The sequence below is a fragment of the Wenjunlia vitaminophila DSM 41686 genome (genome assembly GCF_000380165.1).
GTDB classification, from domain to species: Bacteria; Actinomycetota; Actinomycetes; order Streptomycetales; family Streptomycetaceae; genus Wenjunlia; species Wenjunlia vitaminophila.
The window spans coordinates 1-16,484 of sequence record NZ_KB904655.1; the positions used below are offsets into that span (position 1 = coordinate 1).

Sequence of the window (16,484 nt, forward strand, 5' to 3'; positions counted from 1 at the left end):
GGCTGCTCCTCCCGATTCCCCTACTACATGAACACCTACGGGATGCACTCCATCCACGGCCGCGCCCCCGCCATCGCCACCGGACTGTCCACCACCCGCCCCGACCTGTCCGTCTGGGTCATCACCGGCGACGGCGACGCCCTGTCCATCGGCGGCAACCACCTCATCCACGCCCTACGCCGCAACGTCAACCTCAACATCCTGCTGTTCAACAACCGCATCTACGGCCTCACCAAAGGCCAGTACTCCCCCACCTCAGAAACCGGCAAAATCACCAAATCCACCCCCATGGGAAGCCTCGACACCCCCTTCAACCCCATCTCCCTCGCCCTGGGAGCCGAAGCCTCCTTCGTCGCCCGCACCATCGACTCCGACCGCACCCACCTCACCGACACCCTCCGCCAAGCCGCCCACCACCCCGGCACCTCCCTCGTCGAGATCTACCAAAACTGCAACATCTTCAACGACGGCGCCTTCGAACCCCTGAAGAACAAAGACACCCAACACCACCACCTCATCCGCCTCACCCACGGCCAACCCATCCGCTTCGGCCCCCCCGCCCCCGACGGACACGGCAGCAAAGCCCTCACCCGCAACCCCACCACCGGCACCCTCGAAATCACCGACCTCACCCAAACCCCCAACCCCCCCAACATCCTCATCCACGACGCCCACAACCCCGACCCCACCACCGCCTACGCCCTCTCCCGCCTCGCCGACCCCCACACCCTCACCCACACCCCCATCGGCGTCTTCCGCGACATCACCCGCCCCGTCTACGACCACACCATGACCCACCAACTCGACCACGCCACCGAACACCAGGGCAAAGGCGACCTCGCCGCCCTCCTGGCAGGAAACGACACCTGGACCGTCACCCGCTGAGACACCGATGGCGGACCGACGCCACGTCATATCCCGGGAGTGAGTGTGAGCAGTAACCACGAACACGCGGAGTGGATCGTCACCGTCGCCATCGGTGACGTGGCGTTGGTCCTCGCCGTCGGAACGCTATTCGTGCTGCTGGCGCGCCGCATCAAGCAGCCCGCGGTCATCGGCGAGATCACCGCCGGCATCTGCCTGGGGCCCAGCCTGCTCGGACTCCTTCCGGGTGACCTCCCCGAGCAGCTCTTCCCCAGCGACGTCAGGCCCTACCTCAACGTCGTCGCCCAGATCGGCCTCCTGCTGTTCATGTTCATCATCGGCTGGGAGTTCGACTACGCCTCGATGCGCGGGCGCCGCAAGAAACTGGGGACCATCTGGATCTGCGCCGCCGCCCTGCCCCTGTCCATGGGCATGGGGCTCGCCGTGCTCCTGCACGGCTCCAACGACGTGGTCAACGGCAAGCACATCCGCATGGTCGACTTCGCCCTCTACATCGGCATCGCCATGTCGATCGCCGCCTTCCCCGTGCTGGCGCGGATCATCACCGACCACCGGCTCCAGTTCACCCGGGTCGGCACGCTGGCCCTGGCGCTCGCCGCCCTGGACGACATCCTCGCCTGGTCCATGCTGGCGGTGGTGGTGGCCCTGGTCACGGCGTCCGGCACCGGCGGGTTCCTCAGCGTCATCGGCTGGGGCGCGGTCTACATCGTGGTGATGCTGGTCATCGTCCGCCCCGCACTGGCCTACCTGGCCCGCAAGATCACCAGCGCCTCCGCCCCCTACCTGGCGGTGGCCGCCGCGGCCGGCACCCTGTGCTCCGCCTACATCACCTCGGAGATCGGCCTGCACGCCATCTTCGGGGCGTTCGTCTTCGGCCTGGTGATGCCGCGCGGGCCGCAACCCGAGCTGATGCACCGGGCGGCCATGGTGCCGCTGGAGAACGTCAGCAAGCTGCTGCTCCCCCTGTTCTTCGTGGTCACCGGACTGTCCGTGGACCTGACCGCGATGACCTCGGACGGGCTGATCCAGATGACCCTGATCATCTGCGTCGCCATCACCGGAAAGCTGGGCGGCGTCCTGCTCTCGGCCAGGGTGACCGGCATGAGCTGGCAGGACTCCACCATCCTCGGCCTGCTGATGAACACCCGGGGCCTGACCGAACTCGTCATCCTCAACGTCGGTTTGAGCCTGGGTCTGCTGAGCGTCGAGCTGTTCACCGCAATGGTGATGATGGCGCTGGTCACCACGGGCATGACCTCCCCCATCCTGTCGATGATGCTCCGCAGGGCCGCGCCCCACTCGGAGGCAGCAGTGCCCGCACACCTCAAGGACGGCGGCGACGAGTCCGACGCGTCAGCGGCGGCCGTGCCGAGTGCCGCGAACGGCTCCGGCCCCGTGGCCGGCGTGGAGAACGGCGCCTCGCCCGTGCACCGCGACGAGGCCGGCAGGAACAGCTATCTCCCCACCCCCCAGGGCGGGGACTGACAGTCCGTACTGCTCCGGCGCCAAGACGGACGTCGGGTCACCAAGGAGAAGCACCGGTCCAGGCCGACCGTCGGTTCCGGACCGCCTGATCAACGTGCGGAGGACCCCGTGGAGTTCGGCTGGACCCAAGAGCAACAGGCGCGATACGACGAGACGCTCGCCGCCGTCCGGGAGGCGTTCCCCGGCGACCAACCGCCCTCGACCCAGTACTACAGCCGCGCGGACTTCAAGCGTCTGGGCGACCTCGGCCTGCTCGGACCCTCGGTGCCGACCCGCTACGGCGGCGGCGGACTCGGGGCGCTCGACACCGCCCGGCTGGTGGAGGCGCTGGGACGGGGCTGCGCCGAGACCGGTCTGGTCTTCGGCGCGAGCGCCCACACGTTCGCCTGCGCCATGCCGGTGGTGGACTTCGGTACCGAGGAGGTCCGCAAGCGGGTCCTGCCCGGGCTGTGCAGCGGCGAGCTGATCGCCGGCAACGCCATCACCGAGGCCGAGTCGGGCTCGGACGTCTCCCGTCTGGCGGTCACCGCACGACGCGTGGACGGCGGGTGGGTGCTGAACGGGGAGAAGAGCTTCGTCAGCAACGGCCCGGTCTCGGACGTCTTCATCACCTACGGCACCACCGACCCCAAGGCCGGGCCGTTCGGGGTGACCGGCTTCGTGGTGGAGCGCTCGGCCGAGGGGGTGTTCCCCAGCGAGCCCTTCGACAAGATGGGCCTGCTCCAGTGCCCCGCGGGGAGCGTGCGCTTCGCGGACACGTTCGTCCCGGACGAGAACGTGCTCGGCGAACCCGGCCAGGGGGGCTGGATATTCCAGCACTCCATGGGCTGGGAGCGGGCGTGCCTGTTCGCGGGCTACGTCGGCCTCGCCGACCGGGTGATCGAGAGCTGCATCGCCCACGTACGGGGACGGCGCCAGTTCGGCAAGCGGCTGTCCGAGTTCCAGGCGGTGTCCCACCGCATCGCCGACATGAAACTCCGCCTGGAGAGCGCGCGGCTGCTGCTCTACCGGGCCTGCTGGGAGATGGACCAGGGGGCCCCGGCCACGCTGTCCATCGCGCTGTCCAAGCTCGCCGTGTCCGAGGGCGTGCTGGCGAGCGCGCTGGACGCGGTGCGGATCTTCGGTGGTCGTGGCTACCAGCGCGACCACGGCATCGAGGCGGCACTGCGGGACGCGGTGCCCTCGGTGATCTTCTCGGGCACCTCCGACATCCAGCGGGAACTCATCGCAAGGGAGCTGGGGCTATGAGGCCCTTGGGACTGCACCACCTACTGATCGAGTCGGCCCGGCGGCACCCCGACGCCGTCGCCGTGCACAGCTCCGAGGGACCCACCACCTACCGCGACCTCGACCGCCTGGCGGACCAGTACGCCGCCGCCCTGCTGGGCCGCGGTGTGGCGCCCGGCGACCGGGTGGTGATCTGGAGCCACAAGTGCACCGAGGCGGTCGCCGTGATGCAGGCCGCACTGCGCGTCGGGGCCATCTACATACCGGTGACCGGCTCCAACCCGCCGGCCCGGCTGACCAAGATCGTGGCCAACGCGGAGCCGGCCCTGGTCGTCGCCGACGAGGACGCGGCGTTCCGCGCGCACAAGGCCGGGTGGGACCGGGCCCCGCTGCTCAGCCTGGACGAGCTGCGCCGCAAGGCCTCCGAGGGGGCCCGCCCCAAGCCGTACGAGAACCAGCCGGACGAACCCGCGTACATCCTCTACACCTCCGGGTCCACCGGGGACCCGAAGGGGGTGTGCATCAGCCACCGCAACTCCCTGGCGTTCGTGGAGTGGGCGGCGGCCGAGGTCGCGGTCGGCCCGCAGGACCGGCTGTCCAACCACGCCCCGTTCAACTTCGACCTGTCGGTGTTCGACTTGTACGCCGCGTTCCGGGCCGGGGCCTCGGTGCACCTGGTGCCGCAGGAGATGGCGTACGCCCCCGAGCAGTTGGTGCAGTTCATGCGGGACCGCGGGATCACCGTGTGGTACTCGGTGCCGTCCGCGCTGAGCCTGATGATCCGTGAGGGCGGCCTGCTGGACGGGCCGGTGCCGCCGGCGCTGCGCGCCTGCATCTTCGCCGGCGAGCCGTTCGCCGTCCACCACGTGCACGCACTGCGCAAGGGCTGGCCGCAGGTCCGCCTGCTGAACTGGTACGGCCCCACCGAGACCAACGTCTGCACCTGGTACGAGGTGACCGATGCCGACCTGGAGCGCGACCGCCCGGTGCCGATAGGGCGGGCCTGCTCTGGTGACACCGTCATGCTCGACCCGGACAACGGGGACGAGGGCGAGGTCGTGGTGAGCGGCCCGACCGTCATGCTCGGCTACTGGGGCAAGGAACCGCACCGGGGTCCGTACCGCACGGGCGACATGGCCCGCCGGAACTCCGACGGGGACCTGGAGTACTCGGGGCGGCGCGACCACATGGTCAAGGTGCGTGGACACCGGATCGAACTGGGCGAGATCGAGGCGGCCATCGCCTCGCTGGACTCGGTGTCCGACGTGTCCGTACTGGTCGTCGGCTCGGGGCTGGAGGCCCAGCTCCACGCGGCCGTCGTGTCCTCCCAGGCCAACCGTCCGTCGTTGCTCACTGTCAAGCGCGCCTGCGCGGAAAGGCTGCCGACCTACATGATCATCGACAAGCTGCACATACTCGACGACCTGCCCAGGACAGCCAACGGCAAGACCGATCGCGCGCGGCTCACCGCCGCCGCTGAGGCGGGTGAACTCTGATGACGCTCCAAGCACACACCCTGACCGCCGTTCCGCCCGACGACTTCACCGAACCCCTGCCCTCGGTGGACATCCAGACGTTCCGCTTCGTCATGGGCTCCTTCGCCAGCGGCGTCTCCGTGGTGACCACCATCGACAAGCAGGACCAGCCACGGGGACTGACCTGCTCGGCGATCTGCAGTGTCTCCCTGGACCCGCCGCTGCTGCTGTCCAGTGTCAGCAACCACAGCGGCACCCTCGAGTCGATCCTGACCACCGGCAAGTTCGCGGTGAACATCCTCGGCTCCCAGGGCCAGGCCGTGTCCCAGTTGTTCGCCTCGGGTGCGGAGGACAAGTTCGAGCGGGTGAGCTGGGAGCCGGGCCCGATGACCGGCAGCCCGGTGTTGCAGGTGACCGTGGCCCACGCGGAGTGCGAGCTGTACAACGCCGTGGAGGCCGGTGACCACACACTGCTGATCGGCCGCCTGGTCAGCGGCAGCACCGAGCAGGACCGGATGCCGTTGGCCTACTGGCGCGGCTCCTACGGCCGGCTCGACCAGGAGACCGCGCCGCGGGCGTCCTGACCGGTGGCGGTCCGCCTCGGGAGCGCACCACTGCCGCCGCACTCGGAAGGGTGCGGCGGCAGTGGTGCGCTGGCCTACAGCAGGGAGTCGTTCCGCTTCATCCGTGCACCCGGACCGCCGCGGGCGTACTCCCGGGCCAGGTACCCGGAGAGCGCCAGGATCGTGGGGTAGCGCCACACGGCCTTGACGTCGAGCTGGTAGCCGAACCAGCGTTCCAGGTCGGTGACGAGCCCCACGGCGTCGGCCGAGTCGATCTCCAACTCGTCGATGTACGCGTCCACGGGGACCTCTTCCGGGGGTATTCCGAGTCGCTCGGCGACCTGCTCCACCAGCCAGTCCAGGATCACCCGCTGGGTGACCGCCAGTTCAAGCATCGCGTCTCCTCCCGTTCCGGCACCCCACGCCACCACCGGTGTCGGGGATCCCCCCCAGCAACTCGAAGCCTTTCATACCACCGTGGGCCACGGACGTCCGGAACCGACGGTGGCCGTGCCCCCGCCGAGGCGGTGGGCACGGCCCGTCGGGACGCGGTCGATCAGCGGCTCGAGGCAGCCGTCACCCCGCTGACGTTGTCCACCGTCAGCAGCCTGCGGAAGTCCGCGGGAGCCTTGGTCTTCACCCAGAACAGCATCTGCAACCGCTTGGGCAGGGTGAACCGGTACACGCGGGCGCCCGGGTCCCCGAACGCGTACAGCGGCGGCACGAACGGCTCCCGGCGCAGTTCCGCGAAGATGCGGTCCGCCGCGGCCCCGGCCGCCAGTCCCCCGCGGCGCACCTCGTCCACGGTCTCCAGGCTGCGGTCGATCAGCTCCCGCAGGCCCCGCGGGCACTGGAACCAGATCCCGCCCAGTTCGTACTGCTCGCACACCGACCAGTCCCCGCTGGACTCGGCGTCCAGCCGGGCCCGCTTCAGCGACAGGTCGGCCAGGATCTGCCACAGCAGCCACACCCGGGAGAAGGCGTTCCACAGCCGGAAGTCCTGGCAGGCGGTCCTGGCGGCGTGCAGCAGCCGGTCGTTGAACTCGCCGAGGGCTTCCTGGAACAGGGCCACGCGCGCGAACGGAGCGGGCGACCAGTTGTCCCGGCGCACCGCGGGGATCAGCACCGAGGCCAGGGCGTGCACCGACTCGGCGGCCATGGTCGCGTCCCGGGCCAGGAACATGTCGTTGCGGGCGGCCGTGCGCTCCAGGCCGAACCAACGCTCGCCGTGGGTGGTGCTCGCGGTGCGCTGGTAGCGGGTCTCCACGGTCCAGGGACGCACCGGCGTGGCGTTCTCGAACTGCCTGGCGAGGTCCGGGAACCTCTCCACCACCTGGCGGAAGGCCTTGTCCGGCTCCTCGGGCAGGTCGGGGAAGCGCTCCGGGTCGACGCTGAGGGTGACGCTGGTGGTCGGGTTGCGGCTCTCCTTGTGGTTGCCGAAGTCCACCAACTGGACCCAGCCGCCGTCGAACAGGTGGTGCACCGTGCCCTCGGACCACGGGGTGACCTTGTCCTGGCGGCTCGGCGGCACCAGGGCCTCGAACGGGACGACCCCCCGCATCTGGGTGGCGTAGACCCGCGAGGTGTGCCGCAGCCGGGGCTCGGCGTCGTCCCCCCCGTTGCGCACCAGCAGCGGCGAGTCGGGACCGACGCAGTCCACCAGGAACCGGGCCCGGTAGACGGTGCCGTCGCTGACCCGCACCCGGCCCTCGTCCTCCTCCACCCAGGCGTCGGAGACGAACACGTCCGCACCGGCGAGCGCGGCCCCGTACTTCGCGGCCAGCTCCCGGGTGTAACGGTCCACGCCCCGCCGGTACAGGTGCCATTCGCCGTGCTCGTTGGGGACGTTGAACTGGACGCACTCGTGGGGGTCCTGGGGACGTCCCGGGTGGTGGTAGAGGAAGCCCAGGCTCTTCTTGACCCCGCTCTCGCTCCTGACCCAGGGCGGGAGGTCGGTGAACAACCCGAAGGCCGCGATCTCCGGCACCTGGAAGCGCTTGGCCAACAGGAGGAAGACCTCGGCCGTGTAGGGGACCGTGGTCTCCCCGGCGGGGTCACTGTCGTCGTCGGCCGCGCCGACCAACAGCACCCGCACTCCCTGCCGGGACAGCACCGCTCCCAGCAGCCCGGCGGCCATGGAGCCGCCGAGTATCGCGACGTCGTACTTCTCGGCGGGGTCGGCCGCCCTGGCGAGCCGCCGGTCGTGCTCGGGGGACTTGATGGCTTTCATCGAACGACCCGTCCTTCCGACATGCCTGCCGCAGGGCCCGTCGTCGGCCACGGCGGGGTCTCACCATGCACAGCACGGGGGGAGTCGAAGTTGAGGCAGCCTAGAAGCGTCTGGGCCACGGGGACCGGTGGGTGGGGTGACGGGTGGTCGCGGGTCGGCGCGGACGGGGGCGTCAGTGCGGGGCGGGCGGCTGGTGGGCGGAGGGCCCGGCGTGGTCGTCCAGCCGCCGCCGCACCAGCGCACGGACCAGCAGCGCCACCAGCGCCAGCGCCAACAGCGCTCCCGCCACCTGCCCGGTGGACTCCCCGATCCGCTGCCAGGTGTCCCCCGCGGCGAATCCCGCCAGTCCCCAGCCCACGCCCCATATCGTGCCGGCGAGGGCGTTCCAGGCCAGGAACCGTCGGTAGGGCAGTCGGGCGGTGCCGCTGAGCACCGGAACCACGGTGCGCAGGCCGACGAAGAAACGGGCAGCGACCACGGCGGCGCCACCGAGGCGGCGCAGCAGGTCCTCGGCCCTGGCCAGGTCCGCGGACTTGACCAGCCACTCGGGTACCCGCGCGACCATCAGCGCCCCGCACCGCTGGCCGACCAGGTAGCCGACCCCCGGCCCGACCACCGCACCGAGCACGGCGGCGACCAGCACCGCGCCGATCGGCGCGCTGCCGTGGTAGGCGAGGACTCCGCCGGCCATCACCGCGGACTGGCTGGGCAGCAGGACGCCGGGGAACGCTGCCGCCTCGAGCGCGGGCAGCAGGAAGACCAGGATCAGGGTGAGCCACGCCGGTAGGGCCAGCAGACGGTCGACGATCTGGTCCATCGGGACATCGCCTCCCCGAGTGCGCCGCGGGCCCGGTGCCCGCCGCGCATCGTCTCCGCGGTGCGTATGACCTCTGTCGCGCAGTGCCTGCCGCGCAGTGCCTGTGCTGCAGGTGTGTTCGCGTGGTGCGGGTGTGGCTGGGGTGCGAGAGGTGCCCGCCCCGTCCGGCTCGCCGCTGGCGGGGTGCGTCACGGGGATGTCGTCCGGACGTGCTCGGATCACCATTTTATTTCACTACACAGTGAACTCTACTCCTGGCGTTCCCGCCCGGCAACAGAGTCCCGCGGCCCTGGTCAGCAGCCGGGACGGCAGGTTCGCCGCGTCTGGCCGAGGGGAAGCGGGGCCGAAACCGGGCCGTACCGCGATGGAGCATCGACGCGGCCCATCGCGGCAGGGCCGGTCACCCGGAGACGGCCCCGCTCGCTCCCGGACCACCGCCGCGAGCCAAGAGCCCCAGCGTCACGCGGCGGTGGTCACGGGGGATCAGGCGGCCTTGCGGCGACCGTCGGTGGCGACCTTGGGCTGGTTGGTCCCCTGCGGCATCAGGTGGGGCTGGGCCTCCCCGGCGCGGGCGCCGAAGGACTTGGGCAGGGCGAACACCTTGAGCCGCACCTTGTCGTACAGGCGGTCGGGGGCGTACTTCACCACCGCGGCGAGCGGTCGGGCGGACTTGCCCACCAGGTAGCGGGCCTTGGGCCGGGGCGAGACCATCGACCGGTGCACCGCCTTGGCCACGGCCTCGGACGAGGTGCCGAGCCGGCGGACGTGCATCGTGGCGTTGCCCAGCATGGAGCGGTAGGCGTCCTCGTAGAGGAACCGCTCGTGGTCGCTGAACTGGGTGATGTTGTCGAGGCCGTCCTGCTCCAGCTTGTCCACGGCCGCGGTCTTGATCGACGCCGGCTCGATCAGCACCACGTGGATGCCCCACGGGAGCAGTTCCACCCGCAGGGCGTGGTTGATCGCGGCCAGCGCCCACTTGGACGCGTTGAGCGGGCCGGCGAAGGGCATCACCACGCGGTTGCCGATGGACCCGATGTTGATCAGGCGTCCCCTGGTCTGCCGGAGTTGCGGCAGGAACTCCTGGATCATCTCGAGCTGACCGAAGAAGTTGATCTCGAAGCTTCTCCGGATGGTGGCCATGGGGACGATCTCGGTCGGCGAGGTGATGCCGACGCCGGCGTTGTTCACCAGACCGACGGCGCCGCGTCCGTCGGTGGCCTCGAGGACCCGTTGCGCTGCTGCCTTGATGTGGTCGCTGTTGGTCACGTCCAGGATGAGCGGTTCGATGGAGCCACGAGCCGCATTGCGCAGTTCTGCGCCGTCGGACTCCTTTCGGACTCCGGCGAAGACCTGGTAGCCGTTCGCCGCGAGCCGAAGCGCGACGGCGCGTCCTATGCCGGTGGATGTCCCGGTGACGACGACCGCGCCGGTGGCAGGGGTCGAGTTCTTCAAAGCAGGGCTCCTTTGCTAGTACTGCTCGGCCCGCAGCAGGTAGTGCGCCGCACGCCGGTGATGGCGAGATCGAGCCCTCGATGCCGGTCAACATCGCGTGTCGGCCCGATCGATATCAACGCAGCGTCATTGTTGGAACCCGACTATGGAGAACACTTGACTCCGACATGAGCGACGCGCCAACGCAGGCCAGACGCTATCCCCAGGGGAGATATACCTGACCAGGAAGAACTTTGCTGGTTAATCACATCTGATCGGCAGCCGTCACTTCTTGAGCGATTTCCCTACATGTCAGTCACTTGGCCCCGACCACGGCCGAACTCGGGGCAGCCATCGCGGAACATTCGCTCGGTATCGCATGTAATCCTCACCAAAACGGCGGACCAGTCCGGGCTCCTCAAACAGCGGCATGAAGAGCATGTTGACCCCGAGGAACGTCAGACTCCACAACATCAACCACGACGACCGGGTCATCACGGCCTCGCCGAACAGCACGGCGATCACCGAAGTGATCATGGGGTTGCGCACGTGACGGTACGGCCCCCGCACCACGAGCCGCCGCGGCGGATCGAAGATCGCCAAAGTGCCCTTGCCCTCGCGGTCGAAGAGGACGTTGGTCCACAGGAAGAGGGCCACCCCGGCGGAAACCAGGGCACCGCCCACCGCCAGGGCCAACCAGCGCCCCGCCGCCGGAACCTCCACCTGCCGGAGTCCCGCGGTGAGCCAGATCGCCAACGGCACCACCACGGCCATCAGCACCGGCGCGAGCAGAACCGCCCTGAAGTGTCGCCACACCCGCACGTCAACCACCCTGTGTATTCGTCGGAACACCCTGGGCAGTCAGCCCCGGGGCCATCACTGTAGAGGCGTGAACACCGTGACGAGACGGCTGTTGTAGGGGCACAGCGGGTAATTCACCCCAATGAGCTATCTCCTGACGAAACGACATGCGAGAGGGACCGCACGACGGCGACAAGTCGGCCTGCCATCTGCAACTTTGCGTAATCGCGCGAACGCAGACTTCCGGCCATACTGTTTCTCGCCAAGGTCGCAGTGGCCAAATCACAGCGGTCACTGATGGCTGAAACCAGACCATCACCTCGAGAGGGAGGGCGGGACCGGCAGAGGTCGCCGAACGCCGTGCCGCCGGCCCCACATCGCTGCCGGATGGATCACGGCAGCAGTCACGGCGGACATCCGCTCCAGCCGTTCTCGATTCTCACCGGACCGACAGGCGTTGCTATACGCACCGAAGCCATTTACGCGACATCACGCCGCCATTAATGTCTCTGGATAGTGAAACTCAGACCTATCGGAGAGGGCGCAGGGACGCCTCCGCTCCGCTCGGCGGAGTGCAGGCACCGCCTCTCCGCCGATGCCCGGTCGATCAGCGTGGATCGCGGCGTCACCGGAACGACTCACGGGGGACAGACACCACCTCACCCGGAAGGAGAGTCCGACATGCGCCCATCAGCGCCCGACCAGGGCAGTGTCGTCATCACCGGGGCGTCGACCGGCATCGGCCGCGCCTGCGCCCTGCACCTCGCGGAGAACGGGTTCCAGGTGTTCGCCGGCGTCCGCAAGGAGGCCGACGGCGCGTCCCTCGAGCGTGACGCCAAGGGGAGCCTGCGCGCGCTGCTCCTGGACGTGACCGACCAGGAGCAGATCGAGGCCGCGGCGGCCGAGGTCTCCCGGAGCAGCGGCGGGAAGCTGCGCTGCCTGGTGAACAACGCCGGGATCGGCATCCCCGCCCCGACCGAACTGGTGGACCTGGACCTGCTCCGCAGGCAGTTCGAGGTCAATGTCTTCGGACAGGTCGCGGTCACCCAGGAGTTCCTGCCGCTGCTGCGGGCGGCGACCGGCCGCATCGTCAACATGGGTTCGATCGCGGACCGGTTGACGATGCCGTTCGCCGGTCCGTTGAACTCCTCGAAGCACGCCCTGGCGTCGCTCAACGACGCGCTCCGCTTCGAGCTGCGCCCCTGGGGCATCCACGTGGTGCTCATCGAGCCCGCCGCCATCCGCAGTGCCGCGGCGGACGGCGTGAAGGAGCACGGGCAACGGCTCGTCGACGGACTGAGCCCCCGCGGTCGCCACCTCTACGAGGACGCGCTGCGCTCGATGCTGTCAGCGATGAGCGACAAGATGGGCAGGATCGCCGCTCCGCCGTCCACGGTCGCCAAGGTGGTGCACCGGGCGATCACCGTCGACCGACCCAAGACCCGTTACCTGGTCGGCAAGCCGGCGCGTCCACTGGCCGCCATCTCCAAGGTGGCCTCGGACCGGGCCTTCGACATGATCAAGGCCCGGATCTTCGACCAGCCGCGCGGCTTCGGGAGCCGGGGCGCCGACGTACCGGACGACCTGGAGTCGGTCCGGCGGGCGAGGCGGCGGGCGTCCTGAGGCGGTTTACCACCGTCTCCGCACAGAACGGCGCGTTTGGCAAGAGGGAACCCCCATCTAGCCATTCCTCGACCGGCGTTCGAGGGGTGTTTTGGAAGCTGTCGCAGACTCAGTTGCCAGACATTCGGCCATAGGCGGGAGTAGTGGGTTCATCCTCCGCCCATGCGTCGAGGACGGACTTTCCCTGCGCAAGCAGGCGCGGTCACAAGATATACCTCAGCCCGAACGTTCAGTCAGAGCATTGACAACCGCTCGAGGACAGGTGGAACACACAGCACGGCCGACCGGCGCCCTCACCGGGTGCGGAAATTCCACACGCGTGATCTGACCGTACTCGGTCAAGCCCATGAACGCGGCAGGCTGTGCGGCCCCATGCCGTCCGCCCGCCAGTGATTCGGAGGATTCTGCATGCCCAGGAGCACCAGGACCACAAAGTCGACCAAGATCGAGCGCCCAGACACCGATGTGGTGATCCTCGGCTCCGGGCTCGCCGGAGCGGCGATGGCCGCGGTGCTGTCCCGCAACGGTGCCAATGTACTGATCCTCGATGCGGGCACCCACCCGCGGTTCGCCATTGGGGAATCGACCATCCCGTATACGTCCATGCTCATGCGTCTGGTCAGTGAGCGGTATGACGTTCCCGAGATCAAGTACCTCACCACGTTCGAGAACGTGCAGGGAAAGATCACCAGTACCTGCGGCATCAAGAAGAACTTCGGGTTCCTCTACCACCGCGAGGGCGAGCGCCAGAAGTACCACGAGGCGCACCAGTTCCCGATCCCGCGGATCACGCACATCGAGAACCACTTCTTCCGCCAGGACATCGATGCCTGGATGCTCAATGTCGCGGTGAAGTACGGCGCCCGTATCCAACAGCGCACCCGCATCGTGGACGTGGCGTTCGACGACGCCGGTGGCACCCTCACCGATGACCAGGGCAGGACCTACCGGACCCGGTTCGTGGTGGACGCGAGCGGCTTCAGGTCCCCCCTGGCCGAGAAGCTCGACCTGCGTGACCAGCCCACCCGGATGCGGCACCACTCGCGCTCGATCTTCACCCACATGGTGGGCGTGCCGGACTACGACGACCTGCTGCCGAAGGTCTCCCACGGTCACCCCACCCGGTGGGCCCAGGGCACCCTGCACCACATCTACGAGGGCGGCTGGGGCTGGGTCATCCCGTTCAACAACCACGCCCGGGCGACCAACCCGCTGGTCAGCGTCGGGTTCAGCTTCGACCCGCGGATCCACCCGGACTTCGACGGCACCCCGGAGGAGGAGTTCCGGGCCTTCATCGACCGTTTCCCCGACATCCGGCGCCAGTTCGTCGACGCCACCGCGGTCCGCCCCTGGGTGCGCACCGGCCGGTTGCAGTACTCCTCGAGCAAGACCGTCGGTGCCCGCTGGTGCCTGACCTCGCACGCGGCCGGCTTCGTGGACGCGCTGTTCTCCCGGGGCCTGTCCAACTCCTTCGAGATCATCAACGCGCTGACCTGGCGGCTGCTCGAGGCTCTGCGCGACGACGACTTCACCGAGGAGCGCTTCGAGTACGTCCAGCGGCTCGAGCAGGGCCTGCTGGACTTCAACGACAACCTGGTGGCGAACGCGTACACGTCGTTCGGCCACTACGACCTGTGGGACACCTGGTTCCGGGTCTGGTCTCTGGGGCAGATCCTGGCCACCTTCGAGATCAACTCCACCTACGCGAAGTTCCTGGAGTCCCACGACGTGCGGGACCTCACCCGGCTGGAGGGGATCGCCCCCGACGGGTCCATCCCGAGCTACGCACCCGCCCGCGAGCTGATGAACTTCGTCAGCGACCAGGTGAGCCAGGTGCAGGAGAAGCGCAACGACGCGGGGGTGGCCGCCAAGGCCATCATGGAGGCGTTGCAGAAGGCGGACTTCGTGCCGCCGGCGTTCGGCCTGGCCGACGCGGACAACCGCTGGTTCAACGCGAGCACCAAGAAGGTCATGGAGACCATCAAGTGGGCCCGCAACTCCGCACCCAGGGAGATCGGGACGCTGGTGGACGAGGGCCTGACCCTGTTCATCAAGAAGCGGCTGTCCCGCGACGAGTTCGACCTCGCCGAGGAGGCCAAGCACATCGTGGCCGCCTGGCCCGTGATCGGTAGGAAGTTCCGTTCCCCGTCGCTGTCGTACTGAAGCGCCCCGCAACCTTCCCCAAGGAGCACCTAGATGATCTCGAAGGCCAACAGGTTCGACGTCGCCATCATAGGCGCCGGCATGGGCGGCTCGATGCTGGGCGCCGCTCTCGCCCGCAACGGCGTCAAGGTCCTGCTGATAGACGGCGGCATACACCCCCGGTTCGCCGTTGGTGAGGCGACGATCCCCTACACCAACGTCTCCCAGCGCATCATCGCCGCGCGGTACAACCTCCCCGAGCTGACCACCCTGTGCACCCTCGAGGACTGCACCAAGGCGATCGGCCCGACGTTCGGCACCAAGACCCACTTCGGCTTCCTGCGGCACGAGCAGGGCAAGCCGCAGAACCCGCGGGAGACCAACGAGTTCCACACCCCCGGGCTGCTGCACGAGGCCCACCACCTGTACCGGCAGGACGTGGACGCCTTCGTGTTCCACCTGGCGGTGCGCTGCGGGTGCACCCCGCTGCAGAACTGGCGCGTCGCCGACGTGGACTTCGACGGGTCGGGCGCGAGCCTGCACGGCGAGGACGGCTCGGAGTACCGGGCGCGCTACGTGGTGGACGCCAGTGGCTACCGTTCGCCCCTGGCGAAGAAGTTCAACCTGCGCGACGAGATCCCCAAGTACAAGCACCACTCGCGGTCGATGTTCACCCACGTCGCCGGGATCACGCACACCGACGACCTGTGGCCGGACCGCAAGCCGGAGTACGTGCCGCCGGTTCCGTGGTACGAGGGCACCGTCCACCACATGTTCAACCGTGGTTGGGGGTGGGTCATCGGGTTCGACAACACCCCGCTGTCCCGGAACCCGCTGTGCTCCATCGGTCTGACCGTGGACCCGCGGGTGTGGCCCAAGGACCCCAGCCTCTCCGTCCAGGAGGACTTCGACCGGATCACCGGGCTCTTCCCGGACATCAAGCGGCAGTACGCCGGGGTCACCCCGGTCCGCGAATGGGTTTCCACGGACCGCCTCCAGTACTCCTCGAAGCAGACCGTCGGTGACCGCTGGTGCCTGCTGTCGCACGCCGCGGCCTTTATCGACCCGCTGTTCTCGTACGGTCTGGCCAACACCGGCGACGCGGTGAACAAGCTGGCCTGGCGGCTCATCCGGGCCTGCAAGGACGACGACTTCTCCGCGGAGCGCTTCGACCACATCGAGCAGTGGCAGCAGGCCCGCTTCCACTACAACGACGAGATCGTCAACTCCGGTTTCACCGCGTTCGACCACTTCGAGCTCTGGAAGGCCGTCTTCCGGGTCTGGGTGTGGGGCAACAACTACGGCACCTTCCGGGCGCGGGCCGGGCTGACCAAGTTCGAGCAGGACGGCAACGACCAGCACCTGCGGGACCTGGAGAAGGGCCAGTACCTGGGTTACGACTGGCCGGACCACGAGGGCTTCAAGCACCTGTTCGACACCATGGTGCGGAACATCGACGCCTTCGAGGCCGGGAAGATCACCGCGGACGACGCGGCCGAGGAGATGTGGGCGGTGCTGGAGGAGGTCAACTTCATGCCCAAGCCCTTCGGCTTCCAGGACCGCTCGGTGCACTTCATGAGCCCCAAGCCGCCGGTCATCGCCAAGACCGCGGTCTGGCTCGCCCGGCACGGTGACCCCACCGTCCGCAAGATGCTGCTCAAGAGCGGTCGGCAGGCCATCAAGCTCCGGCTGACCAACCGCAAGATCTTCTGACGTCGATCCGTCATCCCAGTGCCGTACCGGTGCGTCAGCACCGGCACGGCGGGTGTGTGACCGAGGGGGGCGGCGGGCCAGGCCCTGGCCCG

The 16,484-nt window shown here is 68.7% G+C and carries 13 protein-coding genes; 8 read left to right on the forward strand and 5 right to left on the reverse strand.

Annotated elements, in window-relative coordinates:
• From A3IG_RS0107210 to A3IG_RS0107230, 5 genes are all read left to right on the forward strand, one after another.
• A partial coding sequence (locus A3IG_RS0107210) for a 2-oxoacid:ferredoxin oxidoreductase subunit beta (RefSeq protein WP_018382874.1) occupies positions 1 to 885 on the forward strand: 885 nt, incomplete at its 5' end.
• A 45-nt stretch (positions 886 to 930) separates the two neighbouring features.
• Positions 931 to 2,370: a cation:proton antiporter gene (locus A3IG_RS0107215; RefSeq protein ID WP_018382875.1), complete on the forward strand. Its 1,440-nt coding sequence runs from the start codon at positions 931 to 933 to the stop codon at positions 2,368 to 2,370.
• A 108-nt stretch (positions 2,371 to 2,478) separates the two neighbouring features.
• Entirely contained in the window at positions 2,479 to 3,618 is a 1,140-nt protein-coding gene (locus A3IG_RS0107220) for an acyl-CoA dehydrogenase family protein (RefSeq protein ID WP_018382876.1), read from the forward strand.
• Positions 3,615 to 5,093 (forward strand): amino acid adenylation domain-containing protein, encoded by a 1,479-nt coding sequence (locus tag A3IG_RS0107225; protein WP_018382877.1) that lies wholly within the window; start codon positions 3,615 to 3,617, stop codon positions 5,091 to 5,093. Before A3IG_RS0107220 ends, A3IG_RS0107225 begins: the two co-directional genes overlap by 4 nt.
• Positions 5,093 to 5,656, forward strand: coding sequence for a flavin reductase family protein (locus A3IG_RS0107230; RefSeq protein ID WP_018382878.1), 564 nt, complete (start codon positions 5,093 to 5,095; stop codon positions 5,654 to 5,656). Before A3IG_RS0107225 ends, A3IG_RS0107230 begins: the two co-directional genes overlap by 1 nt.
• 74 nt (positions 5,657 to 5,730) lie before the next feature.
• On the opposite strand, the gene A3IG_RS28840 is transcribed toward A3IG_RS0107230, so the two are convergent.
• The 5 genes from A3IG_RS28840 to A3IG_RS0107255 form a co-directional block, all read right to left on the reverse strand.
• Positions 5,731 to 6,030: an acyl carrier protein gene (locus tag A3IG_RS28840; RefSeq protein WP_018382879.1), complete on the reverse strand. Its 300-nt coding sequence runs from the start codon at positions 6,028 to 6,030 to the stop codon at positions 5,731 to 5,733.
• 161 nt (positions 6,031 to 6,191) lie between these two features.
• Positions 6,192 to 7,865, reverse strand: a complete 1,674-nt coding sequence (locus A3IG_RS0107240; RefSeq protein WP_018382880.1) for an NAD(P)/FAD-dependent oxidoreductase — start codon at positions 7,863 to 7,865, stop codon at positions 6,192 to 6,194.
• 172 nt (positions 7,866 to 8,037) lie between these two features.
• Positions 8,038 to 8,682: a DedA family protein gene (locus tag A3IG_RS28845; protein WP_018382881.1), complete on the reverse strand. Its 645-nt coding sequence runs from the start codon at positions 8,680 to 8,682 to the stop codon at positions 8,038 to 8,040.
• 483 nt (positions 8,683 to 9,165) lie between these two features.
• Positions 9,166 to 10,134: an SDR family oxidoreductase gene (locus A3IG_RS28850; protein ID WP_018382882.1), complete on the reverse strand. Its 969-nt coding sequence runs from the start codon at positions 10,132 to 10,134 to the stop codon at positions 9,166 to 9,168.
• 291 nt (positions 10,135 to 10,425) lie between these two features.
• The gene (locus A3IG_RS0107255; RefSeq protein WP_078500153.1) at positions 10,426 to 10,887 is read right to left on the reverse strand and encodes a methyltransferase family protein; all 462 of its coding nucleotides are present in this window, start codon (positions 10,885 to 10,887) and stop codon (positions 10,426 to 10,428) included.
• Positions 10,888 to 11,595: 708 nt separating this feature from the next.
• Between A3IG_RS0107255 and A3IG_RS28855 the strand changes: the two genes are divergently transcribed.
• From A3IG_RS28855 to A3IG_RS0107270, 3 genes are all read left to right on the forward strand, one after another.
• Positions 11,596 to 12,537 carry an SDR family oxidoreductase gene (locus A3IG_RS28855; RefSeq protein WP_018382884.1) on the forward strand — a complete coding sequence of 314 codons (942 nt, stop codon included), beginning with the start codon at positions 11,596 to 11,598 and terminating at the stop codon, positions 12,535 to 12,537.
• Positions 12,538 to 12,945: 408 nt separating this feature from the next.
• A complete protein-coding gene (locus A3IG_RS0107265; protein ID WP_018382885.1) occupies positions 12,946 to 14,700 on the forward strand; it encodes an NAD(P)/FAD-dependent oxidoreductase in 1,755 nt (584 codons plus the stop codon).
• A gap of 33 nt (positions 14,701 to 14,733) precedes the next feature.
• Complete coding sequence (locus A3IG_RS0107270) at positions 14,734 to 16,392, forward strand: NAD(P)/FAD-dependent oxidoreductase (protein WP_018382886.1); 1,659 nt, start codon at positions 14,734 to 14,736, stop codon at positions 16,390 to 16,392.
• The last annotated feature ends 92 nt before the right edge of the window (positions 16,393 to 16,484 follow it).